The sequence below is a fragment of the Bacillus sp. L381 genome (genome assembly GCF_030284525.1).
Lineage (GTDB): Bacteria > Bacillota > Bacilli > Bacillales > Bacillaceae > Bacillus > Bacillus amyloliquefaciens.
The window spans coordinates 1,947,492-1,972,421 of record NZ_CP127224.1; the positions used below are offsets into that span (position 1 = coordinate 1,947,492).

General features: G+C 44.8%; 34 protein-coding genes and 1 pseudogene. 13 read left to right on the forward strand and 22 right to left on the reverse strand.

Annotated elements, in window-relative coordinates:
• Positions 1-253: 253 nt before the first annotated feature.
• Together QRX25_RS09450 and QRX25_RS09455 are read left to right on the forward strand one after the other, a co-directional pair.
• Positions 254-1,615: an MATE family efflux transporter gene (locus QRX25_RS09450; protein ID WP_212097914.1), complete on the forward strand. Its 1,362-nt coding sequence runs from the start codon at positions 254-256 to the stop codon at positions 1,613-1,615.
• Positions 1,616-1,627: 12 nt separating this feature from the next.
• Positions 1,628-2,464 (forward strand): STAS domain-containing protein, encoded by an 837-nt coding sequence (locus tag QRX25_RS09455; protein ID WP_065981673.1) that lies wholly within the window; start codon positions 1,628-1,630, stop codon positions 2,462-2,464.
• Between the two features lie 35 nt (positions 2,465-2,499).
• Here QRX25_RS09455 and bshB2 read toward each other — a convergent pair whose 3' ends face one another.
• The 4 genes from bshB2 to rarD all read right to left on the reverse strand — a co-directional run bounded on the left by bshB2 (position 2,500) and on the right by rarD (position 4,772).
• A complete protein-coding gene (gene bshB2 / locus QRX25_RS09460) occupies positions 2,500-3,165 on the reverse strand; it encodes a bacillithiol biosynthesis deacetylase BshB2 (protein ID WP_015417637.1) in 666 nt (221 codons plus the stop codon).
• A gap of 17 nt (positions 3,166-3,182) precedes the next feature.
• Entirely contained in the window at positions 3,183-3,533 is a 351-nt protein-coding gene (locus QRX25_RS09465) for a YojF family protein (RefSeq protein ID WP_007407960.1), read from the reverse strand.
• The gene (gene yoyC / locus QRX25_RS09470; RefSeq protein ID WP_065981674.1) at positions 3,530-3,808 is read right to left on the reverse strand and encodes a protein YoyC; all 279 of its coding nucleotides are present in this window, start codon (positions 3,806-3,808) and stop codon (positions 3,530-3,532) included. Before yoyC ends, QRX25_RS09465 begins: the two co-directional genes overlap by 4 nt.
• A gap of 67 nt (positions 3,809-3,875) precedes the next feature.
• The gene (rarD, locus tag QRX25_RS09475) at positions 3,876-4,772 is read right to left on the reverse strand and encodes an EamA family transporter RarD (protein ID WP_212097916.1); all 897 of its coding nucleotides are present in this window, start codon (positions 4,770-4,772) and stop codon (positions 3,876-3,878) included.
• Positions 4,773-4,869: 97 nt separating this feature from the next.
• Here rarD and QRX25_RS09480 point away from each other — a divergent pair, with 97 nt between their 5' ends.
• Positions 4,870-5,334 (forward strand): Hsp20/alpha crystallin family protein, encoded by a 465-nt coding sequence (locus tag QRX25_RS09480; RefSeq protein WP_212097919.1) that lies wholly within the window; start codon positions 4,870-4,872, stop codon positions 5,332-5,334.
• 34 nt (positions 5,335-5,368) lie between these two features.
• Here QRX25_RS09480 and QRX25_RS09485 read toward each other — a convergent pair whose 3' ends face one another.
• The gene (locus QRX25_RS09485) at positions 5,369-5,608 is read right to left on the reverse strand and encodes a hypothetical protein (protein WP_013352546.1); all 240 of its coding nucleotides are present in this window, start codon (positions 5,606-5,608) and stop codon (positions 5,369-5,371) included.
• 198 nt (positions 5,609-5,806) lie between these two features.
• Between QRX25_RS09485 and QRX25_RS09490 the strand changes: the two genes are divergently transcribed.
• Both QRX25_RS09490 and QRX25_RS09495 read left to right on the forward strand, forming a co-directional pair.
• Positions 5,807-6,196, forward strand: a complete 390-nt coding sequence (locus QRX25_RS09490; protein ID WP_212097922.1) for a tautomerase family protein — start codon at positions 5,807-5,809, stop codon at positions 6,194-6,196.
• 30 nt (positions 6,197-6,226) lie between these two features.
• A pseudogene (locus QRX25_RS09495) lies at positions 6,227-6,414 on the forward strand (hypothetical protein); the annotation flags it as partial.
• 130 nt (positions 6,415-6,544) lie between these two features.
• Here QRX25_RS09495 and yodB read toward each other — a convergent pair.
• Positions 6,545-6,889: a transcriptional regulator YodB gene (gene yodB / locus QRX25_RS09500; RefSeq protein ID WP_014470291.1), complete on the reverse strand. Its 345-nt coding sequence runs from the start codon at positions 6,887-6,889 to the stop codon at positions 6,545-6,547.
• A gap of 129 nt (positions 6,890-7,018) precedes the next feature.
• Here yodB and QRX25_RS09505 point away from each other — a divergent pair, with 129 nt between their 5' ends.
• Positions 7,019-7,627 carry a nitroreductase family protein gene (locus QRX25_RS09505; RefSeq protein ID WP_014470290.1) on the forward strand — a complete coding sequence of 203 codons (609 nt, stop codon included), beginning with the start codon at positions 7,019-7,021 and terminating at the stop codon, positions 7,625-7,627.
• A gap of 43 nt (positions 7,628-7,670) precedes the next feature.
• Here QRX25_RS09505 and QRX25_RS09510 read toward each other — a convergent pair whose 3' ends face one another.
• On the reverse strand, positions 7,671-8,273 hold the full coding sequence (locus QRX25_RS09510; RefSeq protein ID WP_212097925.1) for an alpha/beta hydrolase: 603 nt from the start codon (positions 8,271-8,273) through the stop codon (positions 7,671-7,673).
• Between the two features lie 4 nt (positions 8,274-8,277).
• Positions 8,278-9,201, reverse strand: a complete 924-nt coding sequence (locus QRX25_RS09515) for a ring-cleaving dioxygenase (protein ID WP_212097928.1) — start codon at positions 9,199-9,201, stop codon at positions 8,278-8,280.
• A gap of 185 nt (positions 9,202-9,386) precedes the next feature.
• On the opposite strand from QRX25_RS09515, the gene QRX25_RS09520 reads away from it, so the two are divergent.
• Together QRX25_RS09520 and QRX25_RS09525 are read left to right on the forward strand one after the other, a co-directional pair.
• Positions 9,387-9,587: a DUF3311 domain-containing protein gene (locus QRX25_RS09520; protein ID WP_065981679.1), complete on the forward strand. Its 201-nt coding sequence runs from the start codon at positions 9,387-9,389 to the stop codon at positions 9,585-9,587.
• The gene (locus tag QRX25_RS09525; RefSeq protein ID WP_212097931.1) at positions 9,587-11,077 is read left to right on the forward strand and encodes a sodium:solute symporter family protein; all 1,491 of its coding nucleotides are present in this window, start codon (positions 9,587-9,589) and stop codon (positions 11,075-11,077) included. The genes QRX25_RS09520 and QRX25_RS09525 overlap by 1 nt, the downstream gene beginning before the upstream one ends.
• 35 nt (positions 11,078-11,112) lie before the next feature.
• Here QRX25_RS09525 and QRX25_RS09530 read toward each other — a convergent pair whose 3' ends face one another.
• Both QRX25_RS09530 and bglA read right to left on the reverse strand, forming a co-directional pair.
• Complete coding sequence (locus QRX25_RS09530) at positions 11,113-12,591, reverse strand: glycoside hydrolase family 30 protein (protein ID WP_212097934.1); 1,479 nt, start codon at positions 12,589-12,591, stop codon at positions 11,113-11,115.
• A gap of 152 nt (positions 12,592-12,743) precedes the next feature.
• Positions 12,744-14,186 (reverse strand): 6-phospho-beta-glucosidase, encoded by a 1,443-nt coding sequence (gene bglA / locus QRX25_RS09535; protein WP_212097937.1) that lies wholly within the window; start codon positions 14,184-14,186, stop codon positions 12,744-12,746.
• A gap of 249 nt (positions 14,187-14,435) precedes the next feature.
• Here bglA and QRX25_RS09540 point away from each other — a divergent pair, with 249 nt between their 5' ends.
• Positions 14,436-15,161: a GntR family transcriptional regulator gene (locus QRX25_RS09540; protein WP_065981683.1), complete on the forward strand. Its 726-nt coding sequence runs from the start codon at positions 14,436-14,438 to the stop codon at positions 15,159-15,161.
• Positions 15,162-15,215: 54 nt separating this feature from the next.
• Here QRX25_RS09540 and ctpA read toward each other — a convergent pair whose 3' ends face one another.
• Positions 15,216-16,622, reverse strand: coding sequence for a carboxy-terminal processing protease CtpA (gene ctpA, locus QRX25_RS09545; RefSeq protein WP_065981684.1), 1,407 nt, complete (start codon positions 16,620-16,622; stop codon positions 15,216-15,218).
• 146 nt (positions 16,623-16,768) lie between these two features.
• On the opposite strand from ctpA, the gene QRX25_RS09550 reads away from it, so the two are divergent.
• Positions 16,769-17,470 (forward strand): class I SAM-dependent methyltransferase, encoded by a 702-nt coding sequence (locus tag QRX25_RS09550; protein WP_115997530.1) that lies wholly within the window; start codon positions 16,769-16,771, stop codon positions 17,468-17,470.
• Between the two features lie 92 nt (positions 17,471-17,562).
• The gene (locus QRX25_RS09555) at positions 17,563-17,811 is read left to right on the forward strand and encodes a hypothetical protein (protein WP_065981686.1); all 249 of its coding nucleotides are present in this window, start codon (positions 17,563-17,565) and stop codon (positions 17,809-17,811) included.
• 44 nt (positions 17,812-17,855) lie between these two features.
• Here the strand turns inward: QRX25_RS09555 and QRX25_RS09560 are convergent, their stop codons facing one another.
• Positions 17,856-18,674, reverse strand: a complete 819-nt coding sequence (locus QRX25_RS09560; RefSeq protein ID WP_115997531.1) for a M15 family metallopeptidase — start codon at positions 18,672-18,674, stop codon at positions 17,856-17,858.
• Between the two features lie 83 nt (positions 18,675-18,757).
• A complete protein-coding gene (gene deoD, locus QRX25_RS09565; protein WP_014470285.1) occupies positions 18,758-19,456 on the reverse strand; it encodes a purine-nucleoside phosphorylase in 699 nt (232 codons plus the stop codon).
• A 137-nt stretch (positions 19,457-19,593) separates the two neighbouring features.
• Here deoD and yoyE point away from each other — a divergent pair, with 137 nt between their 5' ends.
• The gene (yoyE, locus tag QRX25_RS09570) at positions 19,594-19,719 is read left to right on the forward strand and encodes a protein YoyE (protein WP_003153701.1); all 126 of its coding nucleotides are present in this window, start codon (positions 19,594-19,596) and stop codon (positions 19,717-19,719) included.
• A gap of 117 nt (positions 19,720-19,836) precedes the next feature.
• Here yoyE and yodL read toward each other — a convergent pair whose 3' ends face one another.
• From yodL to QRX25_RS09585, 3 genes are all read right to left on the reverse strand, one after another.
• Entirely contained in the window at positions 19,837-20,157 is a 321-nt protein-coding gene (gene yodL, locus QRX25_RS09575; RefSeq protein WP_003153700.1) for a shape determination protein YodL, read from the reverse strand.
• Between the two features lie 59 nt (positions 20,158-20,216).
• Positions 20,217-20,828, reverse strand: coding sequence for a phosphatase PAP2 family protein (locus QRX25_RS09580; protein ID WP_065981689.1), 612 nt, complete (start codon positions 20,826-20,828; stop codon positions 20,217-20,219).
• 74 nt (positions 20,829-20,902) lie between these two features.
• Complete coding sequence (locus QRX25_RS09585; protein WP_013352563.1) at positions 20,903-21,076, reverse strand: YozD family protein; 174 nt, start codon at positions 21,074-21,076, stop codon at positions 20,903-20,905.
• Between the two features lie 118 nt (positions 21,077-21,194).
• Between QRX25_RS09585 and QRX25_RS09590 the strand changes: the two genes are divergently transcribed.
• Positions 21,195-21,338: a hypothetical protein gene (locus QRX25_RS09590; protein ID WP_012117771.1), complete on the forward strand. Its 144-nt coding sequence runs from the start codon at positions 21,195-21,197 to the stop codon at positions 21,336-21,338.
• Here the strand turns inward: QRX25_RS09590 and yodN are convergent.
• The 6 genes from yodN to kamA form a co-directional block, all read right to left on the reverse strand.
• Positions 21,335-22,015: a germination protein YodN gene (yodN, locus tag QRX25_RS09595; protein WP_065981691.1), complete on the reverse strand. Its 681-nt coding sequence runs from the start codon at positions 22,013-22,015 to the stop codon at positions 21,335-21,337. The genes QRX25_RS09590 and yodN overlap by 4 nt on opposite strands.
• 185 nt (positions 22,016-22,200) lie before the next feature.
• Positions 22,201-22,599: a VOC family protein gene (locus QRX25_RS09600; protein ID WP_212097941.1), complete on the reverse strand. Its 399-nt coding sequence runs from the start codon at positions 22,597-22,599 to the stop codon at positions 22,201-22,203.
• On the reverse strand, positions 22,596-22,754 hold the full coding sequence (locus tag QRX25_RS09605) for a hypothetical protein (protein ID WP_222891141.1): 159 nt from the start codon (positions 22,752-22,754) through the stop codon (positions 22,596-22,598). Before QRX25_RS09605 ends, QRX25_RS09600 begins: the two co-directional genes overlap by 4 nt.
• Before the next feature lie 177 nt (positions 22,755-22,931).
• Positions 22,932-23,156, reverse strand: coding sequence for a YozE family protein (locus QRX25_RS09610; protein WP_013352567.1), 225 nt, complete (start codon positions 23,154-23,156; stop codon positions 22,932-22,934).
• 74 nt (positions 23,157-23,230) lie between these two features.
• Positions 23,231-23,509 (reverse strand): YokU family protein, encoded by a 279-nt coding sequence (locus tag QRX25_RS09615; RefSeq protein ID WP_065981693.1) that lies wholly within the window; start codon positions 23,507-23,509, stop codon positions 23,231-23,233.
• On the reverse strand, positions 23,506-24,927 hold the full coding sequence (gene kamA / locus QRX25_RS09620) for a lysine 2,3-aminomutase (protein ID WP_014470283.1): 1,422 nt from the start codon (positions 24,925-24,927) through the stop codon (positions 23,506-23,508). Before kamA ends, QRX25_RS09615 begins: the two co-directional genes overlap by 4 nt.
• Positions 24,928-24,930: the final 3 nt, after the last annotated feature.

Sequence of the window (24,930 nt, forward strand, 5' to 3'; positions counted from 1 at the left end):
TTTCTGCATCGCGCGCATGGATATGCGCCGCAGTGTGCACGATAATTATGAAAGGAGGCGGACTTGATATGGAATTCGCACGGCTGATGCAGTATATCTGCACCTTTTTAGGGGTCATTTCACTTTCATTCATTTATGCCAAGATGTTTAAAAAGCCGAAACCGGATAAAAAAGAGTAGGCCGGGCCTCATTGCTTTTTATACATAAAATGTTATAATTTCTCTCGTTAAAATAAAGAAACGGGGAACCTAACTTGAGAGAAACAAACTCGATCGGCCAAAAGGTCAGACAGCTGTTACATATCTTTGTTCCGATTTTAATTACACAGGCGGGTCTTTCTTTGATTACCTTTTTGGATACGGTGATGTCAGGGAAAGTGAGCGCCGCTGATTTAGCCGGCGTTGCAATCGGTTCAAGCCTGTGGACACCGGTTTATACGGGGCTTGCAGGAATATTGATGGCCGTTACGCCCGTTGTATCGCAGCTGTTTGGAGCCGGCAGACAAAAGGAAGCGCCGTTTTCCGTCATCCAGGCCGTTTATGTAGCGGCCATACTTAGTGCGGCGGTTATCGTTATCGGCTTTTTGACTGTTGATTTGATTTTGGGACATTTGGGCCTGGAACCGCATGTCCGGACGATCGCCAAACACTTTTTAGGGTTTTTATCCCTTGGCATTTTTCCTTTGTTTGTCTACGCCGTTTTGCGATCGTTTATTGATGCGCTCGGCAAAACGAGAATCACTATGCTTATTACGCTCTGCTCATTGCCTATCAATTTTGTCTTGAATTATGTGTTTATCTTCGGGAAATTCAACATGCCGGCATTGGGAGGAGTCGGTGCGGGTCTTGCCTCCGCCCTGACTTACTGGTGTATTTGCGCCATCAGCTTTTTTATCGTCTGCAGATTTGAGCCGTTTGCCGGATACTCTGTATTTCGGAAGCTGTACCGGTTTTCTCCGTCTGAATGCAGAAAGCTTTTGAAAATCGGGTTGCCCATCGGGTTTGCCGTATTTTTTGAAACGAGCATTTTTGCGGCTGTCACACTGCTCATGAGCCATTTCCAAACGGTGACGATTGCAGCCCATCAGGCGGCAATGAATTTTGCTTCCCTCTTGTATATGCTGCCGCTCAGCGTATCGATGGCGCTCACCATATTAGTCGGCTTTGAAGCAGGCGCAAAACGCTACAGGGATGCCCGTTCATACAGCTATATTGGGATTGTGATGGCCCTTTGTTTTTCTTTATGCACGGCGGCTTTCATTTTGCTGTTCAGACCGCAGATCGCCGGAATGTATACATCTGATCCGGACGTGCTCATTTTGACGCAGCATTTTTTAATCTATGCACTCTTTTTCCAGCTTTCTGATGCCGTAGCAGCTCCGATACAAGGCGCTTTGAGAGGATATAAGGATGTCAATTATACACTCGGTGCGGCGTTTGTTTCTTATTGGATCATCGGGCTTCCTCTCGGTTACGCAGTCGGCACCTGCACAAGCCTCGGGGCATTCGGCTATTGGATCGGGTTAATTGCAGGACTCGCCGCAGGAGCTGCCGGTTTATTCTTCAGACTGCTCAAGCTGCAAAAGCGTTATATGAAAAAAATGATGATTTCATAAAGGAGGCACAGCATGCCAAAACATACACGGCTGTACGATTATTTAACCGAACGGGCAGAAGACATCAGTCAGACATGGTTTGACACCCTTCATGAAACGGATCCTGATTCTGTTTACGCTTCTTCTGATCCGGCGGTGCTCACGAATCTGAAAAAACAAAATCTGGCGTTTAATTATCAAATCAATCGGATTTTTTCTGAAGAAAAAGAAGTTTATACGGCGGCATTGGAAAAGTGGGCGTTCGAAGCCGCACAGGATAAAGAACGTTTAAAAACTCCTATCCATTACATCATTCGCGAGTTTATCAGAGTTCGTGATTTGTATGTCGGCCATGTGAAGCAGTTTACCAGACTGCATTCAGACACCGTGACAGAAGAAGATGCCGAAGATATATTCCATACGCTGATTAAATCGTTTGATGTGGTCATTCATATTTTCATAGAGGAGATGTATAAAAACACAAACATTCAGCTTGAAGCTCAAAAAGAATTGATTACCGAACTGAGCTCACCTGTCATTGTGCTTTTTGACAACGTCGGACTGCTGCCTCTGATTGGGGATATTGACACGGCAAGGGCCAAAATGATCTTGGAGAATACGCTGCACCAGTGTTCAGAGAAGCGGATAACACAGCTGTACATTGATTTATCAGGCGTGGCCATGATTGATACGATGGTTGCCCAACAGCTTTTCACCTTAATTGAATCACTCGGAATGCTCGGCGTGAAAGCGACATTATCCGGAATCCGTCCTGAAATCGCCCAAACCGCGGTGCAGCTCGGACTGAGTTTTTCAAATTTGTCAATACGGTCTTCGCTCGCCGAAGCGATCGCCTCCGATCTGACGTAAAAAAGGATAAGGCTAAATGCCTTATCCTTTTTTTATCAGTCTTTCCACGGATATGTCCAATACACTTCTTCTTCAAACCAGGTCTGGAGAACCGGCTCGTTATTTTTTATTTTTTCTTCCAGCTCTCTCAGCATGCCTTCCGTTTGAGTGCGGTGTGCTTTTAAGGCATTCATTTTAATATCAGCGACCTCTTTAATATCAAGAATGACATCAGGTTTGCCGACGGCTTCCTCCCTGTTGCGGGTGATTGCCATGCAAAGCGTGCGCGGCCGGTCTTCTTTTTTCTTTCTGTAGAGCGCTCTGATGACCGCTTCGCCGCATGCATCATGATCGGGATGGACGCCGTGTCCCGGATAGAATGTGACAATCAGACTCGGTTTTACATCGTCGATAATCTCTTCCATCATATCCGCGAGCCACTCGTCATCTTCAAATTCAAGTGTTTTATCACGAAGCCCGAGCATTCTCAGGTCAGTGATGTCCATTGCTTTGCATGCGTCAATCAGCTCTTGCTTTCTTAACAGCGGCAGTGTTTCACGGTTCGCGAAAAAGGGATCTCCCATGTTCCGGCCCATTTCGCCAAGTGTTGCGCATGCATACGTAACGGGAATATCTTTTTGTCTGTGTAAAGCAATCAGTCCTGCCACTCCGTATGATTCATCATCAGGGTGAGGCAGGATGACGAGTACATGTTCTTTCATGATTTTCACCCTTTTCTTTAAACTGTAAACGGTTTTTCGCTGATTTGTAGCGAAATCGCCAATTTTCCGCCCGGCAGATGCCCTGCCATTAACAGGCGGTTTTCGTCATCCACTGTATATTCAGTCAAACCTTCTGCATAAATCCAGCCCTCTTCTGTTTTCAAACCGACGCGATACGGGCCGTTTCCTTTGATTTTCGCCTGATGGTACGTCACTTTGGCATTGCGTATATAGGCTACAACCGTCATATTTTTCTCATTCAGATGCGCTGAATAAGAACCGGTCGTTGTTTCCAAATGGATATATACAGGACGATCGGCATATCGTTCTAAAGAAGTTTGCACATCTTCTTTTATGATCGCTTTCATAGCTGCTCCCCTCTTTCTTCTCGTAAAAATTGCAAACGCTTCGTATGTAGTTCAACCAATTCATATTTCTCAATCGGCTGCAGCCGGGAATCTACAATTCGCTGCACCGCCAGAGCAAACTTTTCCTCGGGCGTCTTCCGGAGCCTCGGATGTGTTCTTTGATCAAGCAGTTCAAGATCAATTGCCTTCTCCGCTTCTTCAAGAGTTGAAGCCGGGAGGGTGCGGTTATTCCACAGTTCTTGATAGGCTTTGGCTATGTCTTTATCAGTGCCCATTGTACAGCTCCTTTACATACTCGTAATGATTATACATAATTTACGCTTCCGCTGGAAAGCGAAAGGCTTAGCGGCTTTTTAACGGCCGTTTCCATTTTATCTGTGAAAAGGTAAATAAGAGCAATGCCGCCCATATACAAATAAAGGTAAACGCTTTTTGACCGGAAAACGGTTCATGATACACAAATACACCGAGCATAAGGGTGATGGTCGGCGATATATATTGCAAAATGCCGACTTGATACAGCGGCAGACGCTTTGCCCCCTCCGCAAACATTAACAGCGGCAGGGCCGTAAATACGCCTGCGAAAAAAAGCAGCGTCCATGTTCCTGCCCCCAAAGCCCCTGAAGTGCTCCCGTCAGCTGTATAACCTAAATAAATAAGGGCAACGGGAGTAATCAGAAGCGTCTCCAGCGTCAGCCCGATCGTGCTGGACATGCGGGTTCTTTTTTTGCATAAGCCGTAAAGACCGAAGCTGAATGCAAGCAGCAATGCGATATAAGGAACCGCGCCATACTGAAACGCGGATATAATGACGGCCGCCCCGGCAATAGAAACGGCTGCCGTTTGCATCCTGTTAAGCTTTTCTTTTAAAAATAGGATGCCCAAAAGAACGGAAACGAGCGGATTAATATAGTACCCTAGACTTGTTTCAAGCAAAAAGCCGTGATTGACGGCCCATATGTACACAAACCAATTAACGGAAATTAAAACGGAAGCGAAAAACAGCGCCAGCAGGCCCCCTTCAGATTTCAAAAGACGCAGTTCACGCCATCCGATTTTCCACTTTTTAAGCACAGTTAAAAGCACGCACATGAAGACAAACGACCATAAAATCCGGTGAGCTAAAATGTCCAATGCGGGTATATGTTCAAGTAGTTTCCAATAGACCGGAAACAGCCCCCACATGGCGAAAGAACAAGCGGTATAAATGATTCCTTTTCTTGCGGTATTCCCTTGCACGGCCTTCCCCTTCCTTTCTGTAAACAGATTATATTATATCACGGGAAGCTTCCGGCGGGCATATACTATGTTGTCCGTTAAGAAAGGGTGAGATGCCGTGTTTGATTGGAACAGATATTTTCCCTTCCAAAATCAGTTCTCGAAAGAAACGTTTAAAAATGCTGATCCGAAAGATGTCGAGACCTATGTCAACCGAGTAATGGAAAGCGTATTCGGTGCCGATTATGCCGGGCAATTCCCTTTTCGTGATCCGATGTCGAAGAAAGCCGAGCCGGTCGAAGCAGAACCGCCCAAGCCGGAAATTGACCTGTTTGAAACATCAGATCATGTTTTTGTGAAAATTCCCGCCGAACAGGATGAACTCGACCGGATCAGGATCAAGCATACGTCACACAGCCTTGTTGTAGAGAACAGCAGTCTGGCGGAGGGAAAAAAAGAAATCGTTCTTCCGAGCCTCGTCAAACGGAAAGGAACAAAAGCAGTCTATAAAGACGGGATGATTGAAGTCATGTTTTCAAAACAGGAAGACTACAATTTATCGGAAGTGGAGATTTTAAGATAAAAAAAAACGGCCCGCGCGATGGGCCGTTTTTTCTTTAATAAAATGGCGGATAACCGCCCACTCCCGGACCGAAACCGCCGTATGGGGCGCCTCCGTATCCGTAACCGGCGAAACCGTACGGATACCGGGGTCTCGTAAAACCTGTGGCAATCACGCCTCCGAGAAGACCGCCTAAAAATCCGCCGAATAAAGGAGCGCCGAACAAAAAAGGACTTCTCGCCGGAAATCCGGCAGGTCCGAAATTCCCGCGATACAATGCATGACGAGGGTACATGTTTTTTCCTCCTTTATGTCTGCCTATTCTTAAAGGTATTCATAAAGCGAGAAAATTGATTGGGCGATTGTAAAACGATGGGTCTCTCAACCATTACATCAATATATAAAGTTACGGTTATAATTTGAATATGTTTTGATTAACTGTTATACTTTTTTCTCAAACTGCGACAATATAAAACCATCAGGAGGAAAAAATATGCCATTACTTCGTTTTGACGTCATTGAGGGACGGGATGATGCAGCATTAAAAAAATTACTGGATACCGCCCATGGCGCCATGGTTAAAGCGTTTAACGTCCCTGTAACAGACCGTTATCAGATCGTCCACCAGCATCCGCCCCATGAGCTCATCTTTGAAGATACCGGGCTCGGATTCAAAAGAAGCAAAGACCTTGTCATCATCAGCATTGTCAGCAAAGCCCGCACCGAACATCAAAAAGAAACGTTGTATAAACTGATGGCTGAACAGCTTCAAACAGAATGCGGTATATCACCCGAGGACGTCATGATTTCCATTACAGAAAACGGGAACGCCGACTGGAGCTTCGGGCTTGGGGAGGCTCAGTTTTTAACCGGAAGTATGTAAAACGCCTCTCCGCCTTAGCTAGTGAGTTGTATGTATCCTTGTTTGGTATGCGGAAGTAAAGGATTAAAGAAAAGTCCTGTTTTATAATGACATTCGATATTTGCTCCTGCTGCGGGCTTGAGTTCGGCTATAGTGAAGTCTATGACGTAAGATTTGGTGTTATTGCAACGCCGGATCATTTCATTGAAACAGCATTTCAGCTGTACCGGAAACAGTGGTATTGAGGAAAGAATCTTCAAAATGATATTCCGGGGGAATCATTTCCTTCTGGACAATTTTGATATCAACTGTTTTTACAAAGAGTGAACATCATATTATGAAGAAAAGGCTGCCTCAGGGCAGCCTTTGTTATTCATGGCATGTTTCGTCTTTGACAGATGCCCCGGGCTCGCAAAAACTGTCTGCCCATTTTTGCATTTCCTGAAAAACGGCTTGCAGGGCCATGCCTTTATCAGTCAGCTTGTAAATGACTTTGACAGGTGTTTCAGGCAGCACCTGGCGTTCGATGATTTCATTTTGTTCCAGCTCTTTGAGCCGCTCCGCGAGCATTTTTTGGCTGATCGTCGGTATGGTTTCGGTCATATCTTTAAAACGTTTCGGCCCATCCATCAGTACATGAATAATAAGGCCGTTCCAGCGCTTTCCCAAAAGCGAAAAAGCGGATTCCATTTTAGGACACATTGTATATCCCACGTAAGTTCATCCCTTCATCTATGAATTGACAAGTTTTCTGTAATCCATTAAAATTAGTTCCCGAGTTACATTTAGTAAGCTTCTAACTTTTCTATTATGATAACACGTTTATCCGAAGGAGGAAACATGATGACATCCGTATTAGACGTTTTAAAAGAACGCGCATCCGTTAAAGAATACGATAAAGATGCGGTCATTACAAAAGAAGAATTAACAGAACTTCTGGACATTACGACGCAAGCCCCATCTGCCTGGAACCTTCAACATTGGCATTTCCAAGTATTCCACAGTGATGAAGCAAAAGCCGCCCTGCTTCCGGTTGCTTTTAATCAAAAACAGATTATTGATTCATCAGCAGTCATTGCCGTATTAGGCGACTTAAAAGCAAACGAAAATGGTGAAGAAGTTTATTCTGAACTGGCTGAGCAAGGCAATATCACAGAAGAGATTAAACAGACGCTGTTAGGCCAGATTAACGGTGCATACCAAAATGAACAGTTTGCCCGTGATTCAGCATTTTTAAACGCTTCTTTAGCAGCGATGCAGCTGATGCTTGCTGCTAAAGCAAAGGGATATGACACTTGCGCGATCGGCGGATTCAATAAAGAGCAATTCGTTAAGGAATTCGACGTGAGTGAACGTTTCGTGCCCGTCATGCTGATTTCAATCGGTAAAGCCGTTAAACCGGCGCACAAAAGCAACCGGCTGCCTGTATCACAAGTGTCAACTTGGCTGTAAGCCGAAAAAAACCTTAGTCCGCTTATGCAGACTAAGGTTTTTTTTATAAGAATCGCTCACTGTACCAAATTCGTGCCTGCTCGGCTTCCTGCTGTGTGAGCTGATGGCCGCCCTCCTGCCAAACGAGAGAAACGGATGCACCAGCATCTGTCAGATACTGATAAAGCTCCTCTGATTCTTCTTTTGTACAAAGCGGATCCCGTTTTCCTGCCCCGATAAAAACAGGCTGCCCTGCCATATCAGGGAGCTTCACTCCGCGAATCGGCACCATGGGATGATGCAGAATCGCTCCTTTCAGTACGTCTTTGTAATGAAACAAAAGACTCGCTGCAATGTTGGCGCCGTTTGAATAGCCGGCAGCAATCACGTTTTCTCTGCTAAATCCGTACATTTGCGCCGCTTCATCGATAAAATTCTTTAATTCTTCCGTCCGTTCAATTAAATCTTTCTCGTCAAATACGCCTTCTTTCAGCCGTTTAAAAAAACGGGGCATGCCGTTTTCAAGCACTGATCCTCTGCCCCCGAGCAAACTTGCATTCGGGTCGATAAAACGCCCGAGTGAGAGGAGATCATGTTCATTTCCCCCCGTTCCGTGCAAAAGCAGCAGGACATTTTCTGACGTTCCCTGTTCAAACACATGTTTCATTAGATCAATCTCCTTTCACCATTTTGGGAAGAATGGCGGTAATTTGACTGCGGTGCTCTTCCAGCCATTCCGGAAGCTTCAGCTCTGTTCCGAGATTTTCAAAGGATTCATCCGTCATAAAGCCTGGTTCATCGGTTGCCATTTCAAATAAAATGCCGCCGCTTTCTCTGAAATAGATTGATGTAAAGTAAGATCTGTCAAGAATATCAGATGAAGCAAGATGGGAATCAGCAAGAATATCCTTCCATTCCGCCTGCTCTTTTTTGGTGGTGCGGAATGCGACGTGATGCACTGTCCCGTAACCGCCGATACCTGCTTCTTTCGGTGCAAGGTCAACATCTATGATATGTCCGATCCGTGCCTCCGATTGCAGTCTGACAATCTGATTTTCTTCTCCTGTCTTGGAATAACCGAAGCGTTCCATCAGAAATTGAATGGTTGCTTCAGGACGGTACGAGTACAGAAGAACACCTCTCATGCCTGTAATCGCTTCTTTCTCAGTAATTCCCGAAGGGGTCCATTCACTCTGTCCGCTTCTTTCATCTTCCATTATGGCAAGCGGCAGATCTTCTGTATCATCAAAGAGGAGCACTTGTTCAGACAGCATGGTCTCCTCTATTACAGATACGCCGTTTTCTTCAAGCCGGCGCTGCCAAAACGGGAGTGCTCCTTTCGGCACAGAGAAATAAATTCTTCCGGCCTGCCCTTTTCCCACGGTTCCCGGGCGGCTTCCCTGAAAAGGGAAAAATGTAATAATCGTGCCCGGTTCTCCGTTTTGGTTGCCGAAATAAAAATGATATGTGGCCGGGTCGTCAAAATTAACGGTTTTTTTAACGAGCCGCAAGCCCAATACTTCAGTATAAAACCGAAGATTTTCAGCAGGATCTTTCGCAAATGCGGTAACATGGTGCAATCCTAGTGTATTCATAGTATTCACTCCTAAATATCTTGAATTCAAGATATTAATTATTTTAATTTAATATGAATAAAGTTGCAACTAAAGTGTTTTAATTAAAAAAATTATAGAATTCTTTTTTTTCTGAAAAATACCTTGTGATCTTATCTGACAACTGCTATGATAAGGAGCATTATCAAGGTTCAGGAGGAAAGTAAATGGTCAGAAAAGCACTAATTTTCATTCTTATTTTAATCCCTTTCAGCCAGCTGGCCTTTCTGTCAGCCGCTAATCGGGTTCATCCGATCATTATCGGGCTGCCTTTTTTTCATTTCTGGCTGCTTTTATGGATCGCAGTCACTCCTTTATGTTCGTTTCTTATTTATAGGCTGCAGAAGAAACAAGGAGGTTTGGACTGATGCCCGCAAATATAACAGCATTGATCATTACAGCCGTCATCGTTTTAACTGTTGTCTGCATCGGCTTTATAGCTGGGAGAGACAAATCATCACGCACTTCTGTTGAGGAATGGTCTGTCGCCGGCAGACGGTTCGGGGGTCTCCTCGTCTGGTTTTTAGTCGGTGCGGACCTCTATACGGCTTATACGTTTTTAGGCTTGACAAGCACCGCCTATACAGGGGGAAGTGTTGCCTTTTTTGCAATCCCGTATTCTGTTTTGGCGTATTTTATTGCTTATTTCTTTTTGCCTAAGCTTTGGAAAGTGGCAAAAATCCACAAATTAACGACGCTTGCCGATTACGCACGTGAGCGCTTTGACAGTAAGCTTTTGGCAAGTCTTGTCGCCATTGTCGGCGTTCTTATGCTCATTCCTTATATCTGTCTCCAGCTGAGCGGCATTCAGGATACGCTTCAGGTGGCCGGAACGGGTGTCATTAATGTCAATATGGTCGTTATCATTTCCTTTATGCTTGTAGCGCTGTATACCTTTTTCAGCGGAATTAAAGGGCCGACGTTTACGGCTATTATTAAAGACATCCTGGTGTGGGTGATTATGCTGTTTATGGTCGTGTCACTCCCGCTGATTCATTTTCACGGCTGGGCGCCGATGATTGACACCTTGGCGGAAAAAGCGCCGCAAATGCTGACGATTCCTACCACGGGGCCGAAAGGAATTCCTTGGTTTATCACCGCTTCCATCGTATCTGCGCTGGCGCTCTTTATGTGGGCTCATGCAGCGACTGGCGTATTCACGGCAAAAAGCGCAGATGCCGTCCGCAAGAACAGCATGTTTCTGCCGCTTTATAATATTGTTTTGATTCTTGTTATTTTTCTCGGGTTTATCGCGTTTCTTGTCCTGCCGGAAGATACTAATCCGCGGCTCGCTTTATTGAAGCTGATTCAAACGTCATACGGCGGGGTCGCGCAGGGCTTTGCTTATTCCACGATCGCCCTTGCGTCTTTGATTCCCTGCTCTATTATGGCGATCGGGGCATCAAACTTATTTGCGAATAACTTATATCGGGATTTGATTCATCCGAACGTATCACAAAACAAGCTGACGATCATCACCCGTTCAATGGTATTTGTCGTCATCGGGCTCGCGCTATTATTTGGCATGCTGTTCCCGACGGCGCTCGTTACGCTTCAGCTTCTCGGTGTTTCCGGCATGGTTCAGATTTTTCCGGCTATCGCCGTCAGTCTTTTTTGGAAAAATCAGACGAAGGAAGCAACCATCATCGGACTTCTCGTCGGTCTTATTGTGACATTCACCGTAAACATCACCCAATCCGCCCACGGTGTTTATGAAGGCTTCTGGGGTTTGACTGCTAACATGGCAGCCGTTATCATCCTGAACCCGTTTTTTGTAAAAAAAGCGGCTTCAAACGCTGTCAAAGACGGTTTATTCGGAAAATCGCCCTCTGACAAACTGAATCAAAAAGGCGCTTAACAGAAAGAAGCCGGCACGTAAATGTGCCGGCTTTTTTACTTTTTGTGCTGCCATTTGTAGGTAGCAACGGTTTTAGCCGGGATAACGGCTTCGAACTGCCGATCCTCTGAAACGACATGGAATTTTTGCTCCGTAGATGTCTGGTTGATCACGACTGTTACAATGGATTGATCAAGATTAAGAAACGATACATTCGAAACTGTGTTTTTGGAGCCGTAATTACTTTCTATCCGTTTTGCTCCGCGATCGACAAATTTTGAAAAGTTACCTGTCATATGATAAATCGGGATATTCCAATAGCGGTCAGGATTCTTAGCGTCCTGAATAAACAGCGTCGGATCCGGGGTGCCTATCCAATGATGCGTCTTAATTTGACTGTCAAGCATCGTCACCCACGCATTATAGCTGGACGCGCCGTTGCGGAAATACTGTGCGATCCTGTCCGCTCCTTCTGTCCCCCAGACAGACCGCTCCGTTAAGTGAATAGATTTATCGGGATATCGCCTTCCGATTTCCGACATGACGGAAAGGTCTCCGTCATAATCATGAAAAGCAATGCCGTCTGCCGCCTGGTTTCCTTTTTTATCATCTAAAATCGGCGGAATATAGTTCCATGCCCCGCTTGCATTGTGATCATAAACCCAAATTTTCGTGTCAATTAAATGTTTTTTCATTTCTTTTTTTAAGGCCTGCGCCAGTTTGCGCTGCTGAGACGGCGGCATATACATGCTCGGATAGTCAATTTCCAGCAAAGGTTCATTTTGAAGAGTCATCGCATAAATCGGGATCCCTTGCTTTTCGTACGCTTCAATAAATTTGCGGAAATAAACGGCCAGCTCGCTGATATATTTATCTTTCAGCTTTCCTCGCTTGAGATTTTCATTCGTTTTCATCCATGCGGGCGGGCTCCACGGCGAGGCAATAATGTTCAGCTTCGGATTTATCGCCAGCGCTTCCTTGATGGTTGCTGTAATGTGTAAATCAATATCCTTTTGGATCGAGAAATGTCTGAGCTTAGGATCTATTTGGCCTTCAGGCATATCGTCATACGTATAAAATTCCTGGGCCGTAAAATCTGATGTCCCAATCGTTATGCGCATGACGTCCATGCCGATGCCTACATTGGGATCAACCAGTTTTTTCAACACTTCTTTTCTTTTTCCGGGCGACATTTTCGATAAATTATAGATAGTGGATTCTTCCAGAGATGACCCTATGCCTAACACACTTTGATAGCGGTGCGACGGATCAATATACACGGCAGTGGAGTCAGAAGCCTTCTTTTTTGTCAAAGTCAGGGGTGTTTGTTCATCTAAGGTGTATTTCACTTCTTTAGGACCGTCATACCATGTACGGGAAGCAGGATCTTTTTCCGAGCTGTACCACACCCTTACTTTGTTTTTGTCAGGAGCTTTCCGATCAGCCGCATATACTTCGGTTTCCATGCTGCCTGATAATAAAAAAGAAAGCAAAAGAAAAGCCAGCGTCATGTACAGACCTTTTTTAAAAAACATTACCTCATCATCTCCTTCCTGGGTTTTATAAACGATTCAGAATGAAAATCAGGACAGTCACCTCCTTTCCGCCAAAATGAATACGCTTTCAAATATACTGATAAAAAGACAGCTTCACACGGTCGTGAAGCCTTCTCTTTTAACATACACCTTTAGGATATATATGAGCCGTTTGTTTCAATCACTTTTTTATACCATTCAAATGAGTCTTTCTTAAACCGCTTCATTGACCCGCTGCCTTCATTATCCCGGTCAACATAAATCATGCCGTAGCGTTTTTTCATTTCTCCGGTTGTAAATGATACGATATCGATGATTCCCCACGGTGTATAGCCCATTACATCCACACCATCATATGTGACTGCTTTTTCCAAAGCTTTTATATGTGACGCTAAATATTCAATTCTCGCCGTGTCATGAATGGAACCATCCTCTTCTACCGTATCAATGGCGCCGAATCCGTTTTCCACGATAAATAACGGAATCTGGTAGCGGTCGTATAAACGGTTTAATGTGTACCGTAAACCGGTCGGGTCAATCGCCCAGCCCCAATCACTCGCTGTAATATAGGGGTTTTCCACGCCGTTTGGCAATCCTCCGTTTACGACATCCCCGGTATTATCGTTTAACACATCACTTTTTACGGTTGTGGACATGTAATAGCTGAATCCAAGATAGTCCACCGTGCCGTTTTTCAAAATCTCTTCATCACCGTCTTCAAAGTGTATCTGATAGCCTTCTCTTTCAAACTCTTTTAACGCATACCTTGGATAATATCCGCGAACCTGCACATCCGGGAAGAAAAAACGCTGTCTCATCGTTTCTTCAGCCAGCATCACATCGTCCGGGTTGGAAGAGTACGGATAAATCGGAACATGTGACACCATCGCGCCGATTCTGAAATCGGGGTTGATTTCTTTTCCCTTCGAAACAGCCAGTGCGCTTGCAAGGAGTTCGTGATGGCCGGCCTGATACATGACTTCTTTTGCGTTTTCGTTTTCTTTGACGGCGACACCTGAATTCGTCCATAAAAAGATCGGATTATTCACATCCATCTTGTTGTTGATTTCGTTAAACGTCATCCAATACTTCACTTTATGTTTGTATCGTTCAAAACACACTTCAGCGAATTTTACAAAAAATCCGACAGTTTTTCTGTTTCTGAATCCGCCGTATTCCCTTGCGATATGCAGCGGCATTTCAAAATGTGACAACGTGATAACCGGTTCAATCCCATGCTTCAGCAATTCGTCAAACACCCGGTCGTAAAAAGCCAGTCCTTCCTCGTTAGGCTCCGTTTCATCACCTTTAGGAAAAATTCTGCTCCAGCCGATGGACGTTCTTAAACATTTTAGACCCAGCTCGCTGAATAATGCGATGTCCTCTTTATAACGATGATAAAAATCTATAGCTTCATGATTCGGGTAAAATTCCCGCTCTTCAATTGTATCTGTTATTTTTCGGGGCACACCATGCGCGCCTGCCGTCATGACGTCCACTACACTCGGCCCTTTGCCGCCTTTGTTCCATCCCCCTTCAAATTGATGGGCGGCTAGAGCGCCTCCCCATAAAAAGTCTTTTGGCAATGTTCCCATCGTTCATATCCTCCTTTATTTGACCGCCGCTTGTCATGCCGAATAGTCCGCCGCGGCAGCTTCAAACATCCGCTTTGCAAGTTTGAAAGAATTCAATCCTTTACTTTTCATATTATACACTCACATTATAATTGTACCGGTACAATTTATCAATACATAAACAGTTATACTTATTTTGCGAAATGGCTTTTAAAAACGAATATGCTATAATTCTGAAATAGCGGGACAATAAATAAATGAGGAATGTATATGTTAAAATACCAGCAAATCGCGATGGATATTGAAAAATACATAGAAGAGCATCAGCTTCAGCAAGGGGATAAACTGCCTGTGCTGCAAACTTTAATGACTCAGTTTAACGTGAGCAAAAGCACGATCACCAAGTCCTTGGATTTATTAGAAAAAAAGGGGATTGTGTTTCAAGTGAGAGGAAGCGGCATTTTTGTTAGACGGAATAAAAGAAAAGGGTATATCAGCCTGCTTTCTAATCAGGGATTTAAAGAATCACTTGAAGATTTTAATGTCACCTCAACATTATTAGCGCTGGAAGTGAGAAAGCCTACGCCTGAGGCTGCGCAAAATCTGAATATGCCGTCTGACGGCGACGTGTATTATGTCAAACGAATCCGGTATATTGACGGGAAGACATTATGTATCGAGGAGTCATTTTATAACAAATCGATTATTACGTATTTGAATAAAGAGATCGTGTCAGATTCGATTTTTGATTATATTAGGGATGGTCTCGGATTGAAGCGCGGTTTTTCAGATTTATACCTGTACGCGGGGATGTTAAATGAGGAAGAAGCGGAGTACTTAGGGCTGTTTACAGGAGCGCCTAAGCTTTGCGTTGAAACGATTTTTCATTTAACCAACGGCCAGCCGTTTGACTTTTCAAAAGTCACCTATCACTACGAACAATCACAGTTTTTCATCCAGGCGAACAGCCACCTATTTGAACAGGAAACGAGGTAAGCCGTGGTGCTTTAACAGAAAACACCCAATGCGCAAGACGCACTGGGTGTTTTTTTACTTCTTCATGTTCTTATTTAATGTTTCAACGGCTTTTTTCATTTGTGTATCGTTGTCTGCAAGCTGTTTTTGCAGGTCCGTCATCAATTTTGCCGTTGTGTCTCCCGTTAAAATGCCTGTTTCTTTCAGTTTCTCTTTTGCTTGGAATTGTTTGACGGCTTGTTCAAATGCTTTATCATACGTGCCGTTTACATTTACGCTGTATCCCAGCGCCTTTAGCATTTTTTGCGCATTTGTGACGGTCGTTCCGGAATCTCCGTATTGATACGTTTTTTCCGCATCTAAATAAGGCAGGTTTGCATAATCAGGAAGCTTGACTTGATATTGCGGTTTGATGCCTTTTTTATGAATCCATTCTCCGTCCGCTGTCAGCCATTTTGCGATTGTCAGTTTAACGGTGGATCCGTCACTGTAATCTTTTGCCGTCTGCACGGTCCCTTTTCCGAACGTTTTCTCGCCGATCAGCGGGATGCCCGATGATTCATGCAGCGCAGCCGACATGATTTCCGCGGCGCTCGCGGTGCCGTCATTGACGAGAACGACTGTCGGTTTTGTCACTTTGCGTTCTTTCGTCGCTTTCATGACCTCTTTCGTGCCGTCTTTATATTCAACCTGCATGATATTTTTTCCTTTATCGATAAACATGTTGCTCATTTTGATGGCTTCATCCATCAGTCCGCCCGGGTTGCCTCTTAAATCCAGAATATACCCTTTCGCCCCTTGTTTTTCGAGGCTGTCAATGGCCGAATTCAGCTCTTTTGCCGTCGATTCGGAGAAGGATGTAATTTGGATCTCGCCGATGCCGCCTTTTTTCATTTCAGAGTACACCGTTTCGACCGGAATGGTGTCACGTTTGATCGACAGGTTCAGATCGCCGACACCCGCTCTGTGCAGCACGAGTTTGACGTTTGTTCCCTTTTTGCCGCGGATTAACGCGACGGCTTCGTTTACATTAAGGCCTTTGACGCTTTTACCGTCCACTTTCAAGATCTGGTCATTCGGTTTAATTCCCGCTTTTTCCGCAGGCGACCCTTTGATCGGTGATACGATCAGGATGCTGCCGTCCTTTTCTTCCACTTGTGCGCCGATTCCTTCAAACGAAGCGGAAATGGTTTCTCCAAACGACTTTCCTTCCTGCGGATCCATATAAGAAGAATACGGATCATCCAAGGAACTGATCATGCCTTTTATCGCTCCGTCTACTAATTTGCTGTCATCTGTTTTTTGGTAGTAATCACTTTTAATCTGCTCGTAGGCTTTATTGAATTTCTCAAATTTACTGTTCGTCAAAGCAGCCGAGCCTTGTCCTAAAATGGTCGTATTGCCCGTGATAAACAGCGTAAGCGCCGAGGCTGCGACCGCAGTGATCAATATGATAAAAAACAGTTTAAATTGCCGCTTCAAGAAAACACCACCTTTTTATTCTTACATTATTATCATAGACGAACGCTCATTCGTCAACTTCAAACGTGAAGCGCCCTTCTTTCCCGTATACCCAAACCTATGCTTTTCTCTCAACATATGCTGAGGAAGAAAGGAGGATTCGGACTTTGAGCAAATATTTAGAAATGCTGTCCTTATTCGGAGTCGGAGGAGCCCACCCCGGCGGGCTCGCTTTTTCTAAATCCGTTCTCACAAAAGCGGCCCCTCCTCCTGGCGAGCCGATCCTTGACGCCGGCTGCGGAACGGGACAGACAGCCGCTTATCTCAGCCATCTGATGTATCCCGTCACCTGTGTCGATAAGGACCCCCTCATGCTTGAAAAAGCAGCAAAGCGATTTGCCGCTGAAGACTTAACCATTCCGGTCTATTTGGCGGAGCTTGAGCGGCTTCCGTTTGCGGAAAATCAATTCTCTGCCGTTCTTTCTGAATCAGTTCTCACTTTTTCCAATCTTGATTCATCGCTCTCTGAAATACTGAGGGTCCTTAAACCCGGGGGCATGCTGATCGGCATTGAAGCAGCTTTAAAAAAACCCCTGCCGAAAAACGCTATTACGCAGATAAAAGACTTCTACGGTTTTACCGTATTGCAAGATGAAGCGGCATGGAAGCAGAGATTGCTTCAGCAAGGCTTTCAAAAAGCTGATTTCATTCCCGCTTTCTATGAAAACAATGCGCAGGATCCCACTACAGAAATGGATTTGTCGCCCGTCATCGGGCCTGTCCACTACGATACGCTGACGGCTCATTACGAACTTATGCAGACGTACAGTGAACATATGGGACACTGCGCTTTTGTCGCTTACAAGTAAATCGGCAGTTGTCCTCCTGTTTTCGTCCAACCTTTTTATGGCACTCTATCATAAGCTGACATAGAAAGATAGGTTAGATAGGAGGAGAAAAGATGCAAAACTATTATCATATTTGCCGACAGCACCAAGGAAAAGTAGCAAGAATTACAGAACGAAACGGCAGAGTGCATGTCGGAAGAATCGTGCGGGTGACAAACAGCAAAGTGTATATCGCCCCTGTCGGCGGCCGTCACAGAGGGTACGGGTTCGGATATTGGGGCTGGGGAGGCTGGGGAGCAGCCTACGGTATCGGCCTTGGTTTAATTACCGGATTTGCGCTTGGAGGTTTACTTTTCTGGTAATAAAAGAAAGCCCGCTTTCTGTTTTTCAAGCGGGCTTTTTCTTATTACACTTTCTTTACTTCATTAAAGTATTCTTCAAGTGTTAATTGATGGTCATGGATGGCTTTTGCGGCTTTTTTGCCTACATAACGCAAATGCCATGGCTCATACTCATACTTTGTCACATTTTCTTTGCCTTTAGGATAGCGGATGATAAAGCCGTATTCATACGCATGGTCTTTTACCCATTTGCCGTCTGCCGTGTTTCCGAACGCTTCGTTCAGCTCATATCCGTTGCTTTTGCTGGAAATGTCCATGGCAAGCCCCGTCTGGTGTTCGCTTTGTCCCGGGTATGCAACTGCTTCTTTCGCCTTCTTTTCACCTTTCAGACTGACTTCATTATCGAAAATCACTTTCTGTCTGTCATATGAGCGGTATCCTGAAACGGCAACAAGATCATAGCCTTCTTTTTTCCCCGCCTTGAATAGTTCTGCCAAAGCATCGGCGGCAGGTTTGCGGATATATCGTTTCTCGATTTTCTCAGTGAAAGAAAATTCAACTTTCGGGATGACGAGATCATTCGGTTTATAATCTCCCGGCAGCGTGTATGTCTTATTCACGAGCGCAAGTGTATTTGCCGGGTTTTGAATGGTCTCAAGCCCGTTCACTTCTTTAACATCATTAAAATATTTGCTCTCCAATACAAATTCGCTGTCTTCTGACTTCGTTGTTTTTTTGCTAGATGTGTCATCTGATTGTTTTGTTTCGGCTGCTGTTTTTGTGTCCTTATGGCTGTCGCCGCCTGAAATGCTGCAGCCGGTTCCCACGATTGCAGTTACGCTGAGAGCAGCAGCGAGCGAGAACCATTTAGTGGATTTCTTCATTTTACCCTTACCTTTCTATTTTTGAATCAGGGCGATGCATAAAGAAGAGGGCTGCTTTTATCAGCATGACCCTCATCCCAAGTTTACGATACAGTATGCAGCGCCAATTTTATCATATCATGAAAAGTTGTTTGACGCTCTTCTGCCGTTGTCTCTTCTCCAGTTAGCACGTGATCGCTTACAGTCAGGATAGACAGCGCTTTTTTGCCGTATTTTGCGGCAAGCGTGTATAAAGCAGTCGTTTCCATTTCTACGCCGAGAACGCCGTATCTGGCAAGCTTTTCGATTTGAGAGTCTTCATTGTAAAACTGATCGGCGGTGAATACGCTTCCGACCGCTACAGGAAGATTGTTTTTTTGCGCTTCCTGATACGCTTTATGAAGCAGTTCGAAGTCTGCGCAAGGAGCATAATCTACACTTCCGAAGGCGACACGGTTCATCTGTGAATCCGTTGAAGACGTCATCGCTAAAATCACGTCACGCACCTTCACGTCATTACGGATGGCTCCGCATGAACCGACTCTGATTAAGTTTTGAACATCATAGCTTTGAATCAGTTCATTCACATAGATAGAGATAGACGGAACACCCATGCCGGTGCCTTGCACTGATACTTTTTTGCCGTTAAATGTACCCGTAAATCCGTACATTCCTCTGACTTCATTATAACATTCCACATTTTCAAGATACGTTTCCGCAATAAATTTCGCTCTCAGCGGATCTCCCGGCAAAAGCACTGTATCCGCAATCTGACCTTTTTCTGCGTTTATATGTACACTCATTTCCTTTTCCTCCTGCCTATTCAAACTCCCACCCATTGTACACTGAATAACGGTAAGAGACAATCATCAGCATTGATCAGGGCGATCTTGGGCAGAATATGGCGGGAAGACAAGCCTAAGAAAAAGGAGTGAGCACAATGGGTAAAAAACAGCGCAACCGGGTGACCGGACAGAAAAAGAACAATCATGTACCCGTTTCAGACGTGATTGCGGCTGACGAAGCGCACGGAAAAGAGCATTCCGCCGCTAAACGCAAGCCTTAAAACTGCCTTCGAAGACAAAACGGAAGCCTTAAAACTGCCTTCGAAGACAAAACGGAAGCCTTAAAACTGCCTTCGAAGACAAAACGGAAGCCGGCTGAACTTTCAGCCGGCCCCGTTTTACCTCGGCTGGACGAGCAGACGGTTAATTTTGCTCCATCCCGCAGGGTTAAGCCTGTAATAGGTCTTTCCTTTTCTTCCTTCGTCTATGAGTATGACATCTCCGGTCGCTATGAATCTGGCTTGATAGTCGTTTGGAACCGTATCAGGCACATTAAAAACAGAAAATGCCCTTTCCAGTGCGTCTTGATGATTGTCAGCGGCCAGCTCTGTCCGATAGACGACCCTGTATCCCTTTTTCTCGCCGTAGCGGGGTGTTTGAAAAATCGTCACATCATAGGCACAAGTCTTTTTTTTAAACACGGGCAGCGATAACAGCATCAAGATCCCTCCCTCTTATTTCTTAATAGTATTAGCGTTTTTTCTCATTTTTCCTGTCTCTATTTTTGTCGAAACGGGTGATACTTTTCGTCAAAGAGCGCAAAAAGCGAGACGAGGCATAATCCGAGACTGAATCCCGCAAGGACATCCGTCGGAAAATGCGCACCCAAATAAATTCTGCTGAGCCCGATTAAGAGGACGAGACCTCCGGTAAAGACGGAGACAGCCCGCTTTCTTTTCGTAAAAAAAGGAACATGCTTGATCAAAAACCAGGCGATGACAGGATATACCACTGCCGCATTCATGGAGTGGCCGCTCGGAAAGCTGTATGAGGTTTCATGGACGAGCGGTTCAAAAGCGGGTCTGGCTCTTTCAATCAATTCTTTTATTTTAATGTTTACAATTCGTTCAATGAGAAAGAGAAGCGGCAAAAAAACAACATCCGGCGTTTTTTTGTACATATACAGGGCCGCGCCTGTCAAAAGAAGAAGCGGCAAAAGCACCGCGGTCGTGCCGAGCTCCGTTATCCATAACATCAATTCATTCAGCCAGGCAGCCCTGATCCTGACCGCCGCTTCTATCACCCGCTCATCAAAAGCCTGAACGGCTTCTATCCGGATCGCTGCTGCGAGCAGAATAAACAATGCGAAAAGACTTGCTGGCTTGTACAACGTTTTCCCCCCATTTATCATTCTCCCGAGCCGACCTAAAAAACCGAAGCTTTTTTCACTTCGGTTCCGCAGTTTCAGTCTTCATCAAGCTCTTCGTCTATCATACATTTTTCTAATAAATAATCAAAGGTGATGTCGGCTATTTCAAAGATCTCCTCTTCACTCGGTATGTACCCGCGCATTGCAAGCTGGCTGTAAAAAAAATCAGCTATCTCTTCTGTGTCAATCACAAGATCTATTTCTTTCATGCAAACACCGCCTCCTTTTTTATGTTTTATGAAAAAACCCTTCAAATTATACCCGAAAGTTCTAAACGTTTTGTCCGCTCATATACTTTTAAAAAAACAAGCCCCGGAGGGAGAAAAGATGATGACGAAAATGATGGCTTTATTGGACGGAGATGGATTTGATATCGTATTGGAAAAAGTGCTGAAAGGAATGTCGTTTGTGATCTTTGCCGGCTGTCTGCCCTGGTTTTTATATGTCACCGTCCGTTTTTTTGCCGGCTAGCTGAAATGCTCCCCGAGGCTTTCCAGCACAAAATTCATCATATCTTTATATTCTTCGTCACCGAACATTTCATAAAGAATCTTATAATCGTTATAAATATCAAGCAGCTCATCTACGATCGATACCGCCAGCACATGCAGTGTATCGGGATCATCAGCATCGCCTTCAAACTGAAGAAGAGCAGACGCGGCGGTATCCTCGCCGATCTCATGAGATGCTTCCCCAACATAGTGGACAAACAGCAGCTGATGCACAAACTGATCCATTTCATATTTTCTCAGAACCAGCGTGAGATCCTCTTCCTCCGTTTCAAGCCACTCTCCGTCTTTCAGCCGAGTCAGCTCATAAATAATGTCCTCCCAGCCATCCTCTAAATATCTCCATATTTCAGTTCTGTGGCCGATGACACGGAATAATTCCTTTCCGTAGTCCTTTACATATACTACGTCGCCGATCAGAAATTCATATTCAATATCTAATTTTTCCATATCGACGATCACGCCCTCATAATCTTGATAAAGCTGGATAGACGATTCGAAATAAAGCACTTCATTATGATTGACTTCGTAAAGATAATGTTTATCAATTTGATGAACCTTCGTAATGGTGCCGACGGTTCCGTACATCACGACGACCACGATATCTCCCACTTGAAATTTCGGTTTATTTGGCTTCATGCTGTCTCCCCCTTGCCGCGGACTGTCATACGCTATCGTATGCCGGCCGCCATTATTTCGCATGGGCATGAAAACCACAGGAAATATCCATTTCTGCGCATGTTCAAAAGTCAAAAAAAACCGCACCAAGTCATGTGCGGTTTTTCACGTACTGTTAAAAATAGTTTCAGATGATGCATGATCCCCTATTTTGAAGAGGTTTTTGTTTTTTTCTCCATAACGGCAAAGTAATTGTTTTCATGATCGGCAAAGTTAAATACCCGGCCAGAAGGCATGTCGACAATATCGCCGACTGTGATATTCTGATTTAAAAAATCTTGATATAACTGATCAAGATCTTCAGTAAAAAACATAATCGAAGGAGTATGGAGTTCTAATTCCGGCTGCATTTTTGCAATGGTTTGTTTATCATGAAGAACAAAACTCGTTTCGGCTTTCAATGAAGGGGCAATTTCAATCCACTTCATGCCTTGTCCGTTATCTTCTTTTGCAACCACATGAAATCCCGCTTTTTCCGTCCAAAACGTCAGTGCCTCATCCTGATTATTGACGTACAGCATGATCTGCCCCACCTGATGGATCATTCGATTCCCCTCACTTCATTAGATTGTATGATTATTTCCCATAGAAGCTCCTTACACAGGGCTCCGCTGGCAGAAACCTGTCCGGTGATATCGCCGGAATATAAAACAGCTGCCGTTCTGCCGCTTGCGGTTTCGGTAATTTTACCGTTTTTCACTTCAAATATACCATTTACAGCTTGATTATGATACGTGCCGTCGTTTCAGTGCTGACCGAAATGGAAGACGTGCCGGTGCGTTTTTGAGATTTGATCATTCTGCGCCTCACAATCGGATCACTTCTCTAAGTCAGCGGGCGGTTTCAACAGAAAAACCGCACAATGTGCGGTTTTACGTCAGGCGTGATGCACTTCGGTCTCATATTTTTCCCAAGCTTCATCAAATGTCGACATCGTTTCCAAATAGTCGGCGCTCAGTTCTAAATAAGAACTGAGCTCGTGATAATCGCTTGACGTTTTCGGAAAACCGTGATCTTCGTATGCCTGGTTCGCAAACTGGCTGATCGCGTCCTTCGGCTTAGGGTGCCTGTATTTCATCAAATAGTGGTAAAAGGATTTCATGGGTTTCCCCTCCTGATGACTGTCTTTTGTTGTACTATTATACATTTCAAGAGTGAAATTACAACAAAAGAAAACTAGGAGAAGTCAAAATAATTCCGTTTCAATATCCGTTCTGTCTGCATCAGCTCTTGATATGTGAGTGTTTCCGGTAATTTTTTTGCGTCGACTAAAAAAAGCTGATTTTCAATTTCGCCGATGACCGCTTCTTCCTGATAAGTCATGCCGCAGGATGAACAGGCGAACGCGGGTGTGTCTGTAATTTCTATAGCCCTCGTACCGTCAGGAAGCTCCCAGTATACAGTCGCCTGACAAGCTGACGCCTTTTGATTGCTGCACCATTCGCATGGCTTCACGGCGACTCACCTCCGACTTCCGTTTCTTCTTTTTGCTCTTTCTTTTGCTGTGCTATAAATTTCTTTTCTTTCAATTCATCTCTCTTTTCCCTGCGGTCTTTCAGCGTTTCATGCTCAGGATTTGATGTAAACGCTTTCCTTCTGTTGATTCTCGATACATTTTCCGGTGTGAAAGAAACCTCTTTGTCCGCGAAAATAGCGCTTAGTCCGACCGGCTCGCGTTTGGCCATCGTTCCCGGAAAAACAGATTCGAAATAGTCGTCGGCCTGATTCGGGATATAGTTTTCCGGTTCGGGATAAGACGTAATCACCCCTTCAAAGTTTCTGATCACAACTTTCTCCGGACTCTGGGAGAGCAAGTAGTTCGGCTGCAGGGCGATTTTACCGCCTCCGCCCGGGGCATCGACGACAAAAGTCGGAACGGCAAAGCCCGTTGTATGTCCCCTCAGTCCTTCGATGATCTCAAGACCTTTTGATACAGGCGCTCTGAAATGCCCGATCCCCTCCGACAAATCACATTGATAAATATAGTACGGGCGGACGCGGATTTTCACTAAATCATGCATGAGCTTTTTCATAATCGGCACCGAATCATTAATACCTGCTAAAATAACGGCCTGGTTACCGACCGGAACACCTGCATTGACAAGCTTTTCACACGCCTCAACCGATTCTTCCGTCAGTTCGATGCTCGTATTAAAATGAGTGTTCAGCCAGACCGGATGATATTTTTTCAAAATCTGACAAAGGTTATCCGTTATCCGCTGCGGAAAAACGACGGGCGCTCTCGTTCCGATCCGGATAATTTCAAGGTGAGGAATGTCACGAAGGTTTTTCAAAATATATTCCAGAATCTGATCATTAATTAAAAGCCCGTCTCCGCCGGAAATCAGGCAGTCACGTATTTCGGGCGTTTCCCGGATATAAGCGATCGCCGCATCAAGCTGTTTTTTCGGCACACCCATTCCGATTTGTCCGGAAAAGCGTCTGCGGGTGCAGTATCGGCAGTACATCGAGCATTGATTTGTCACCAGAAAAAGAACGCGGTCGGGATAGCGGTGCGTAAGGCCGGGCACCGGTGAGTCTTCATCTTCAAACAGCGGATCTTCAAGGTCATATTTTGTTTTGTGCATTTCTTCTGACAGAGGCACGGACTGCATGCGGATCGGACATCTCGGGTTGTCGGGATCCATTAAAGAAGCATAATAAGGCGTAATGTTCAGGGGAATGGTTTTTACAGACATTCTGACGCCTTCTTCTTCCTCTTCAGTCAAATGAATGACTTTTTTCAAGTCATCGACGGTTCTTACAGTATGGGTCAGCTGCCACAGCCAATCATTCCACTTTTCTTCCGGCACATCTTTCCACAATTCAATCTCCTTCCAATGACGCTTCGGCTGAAACCATTTGTTTGTCAAACA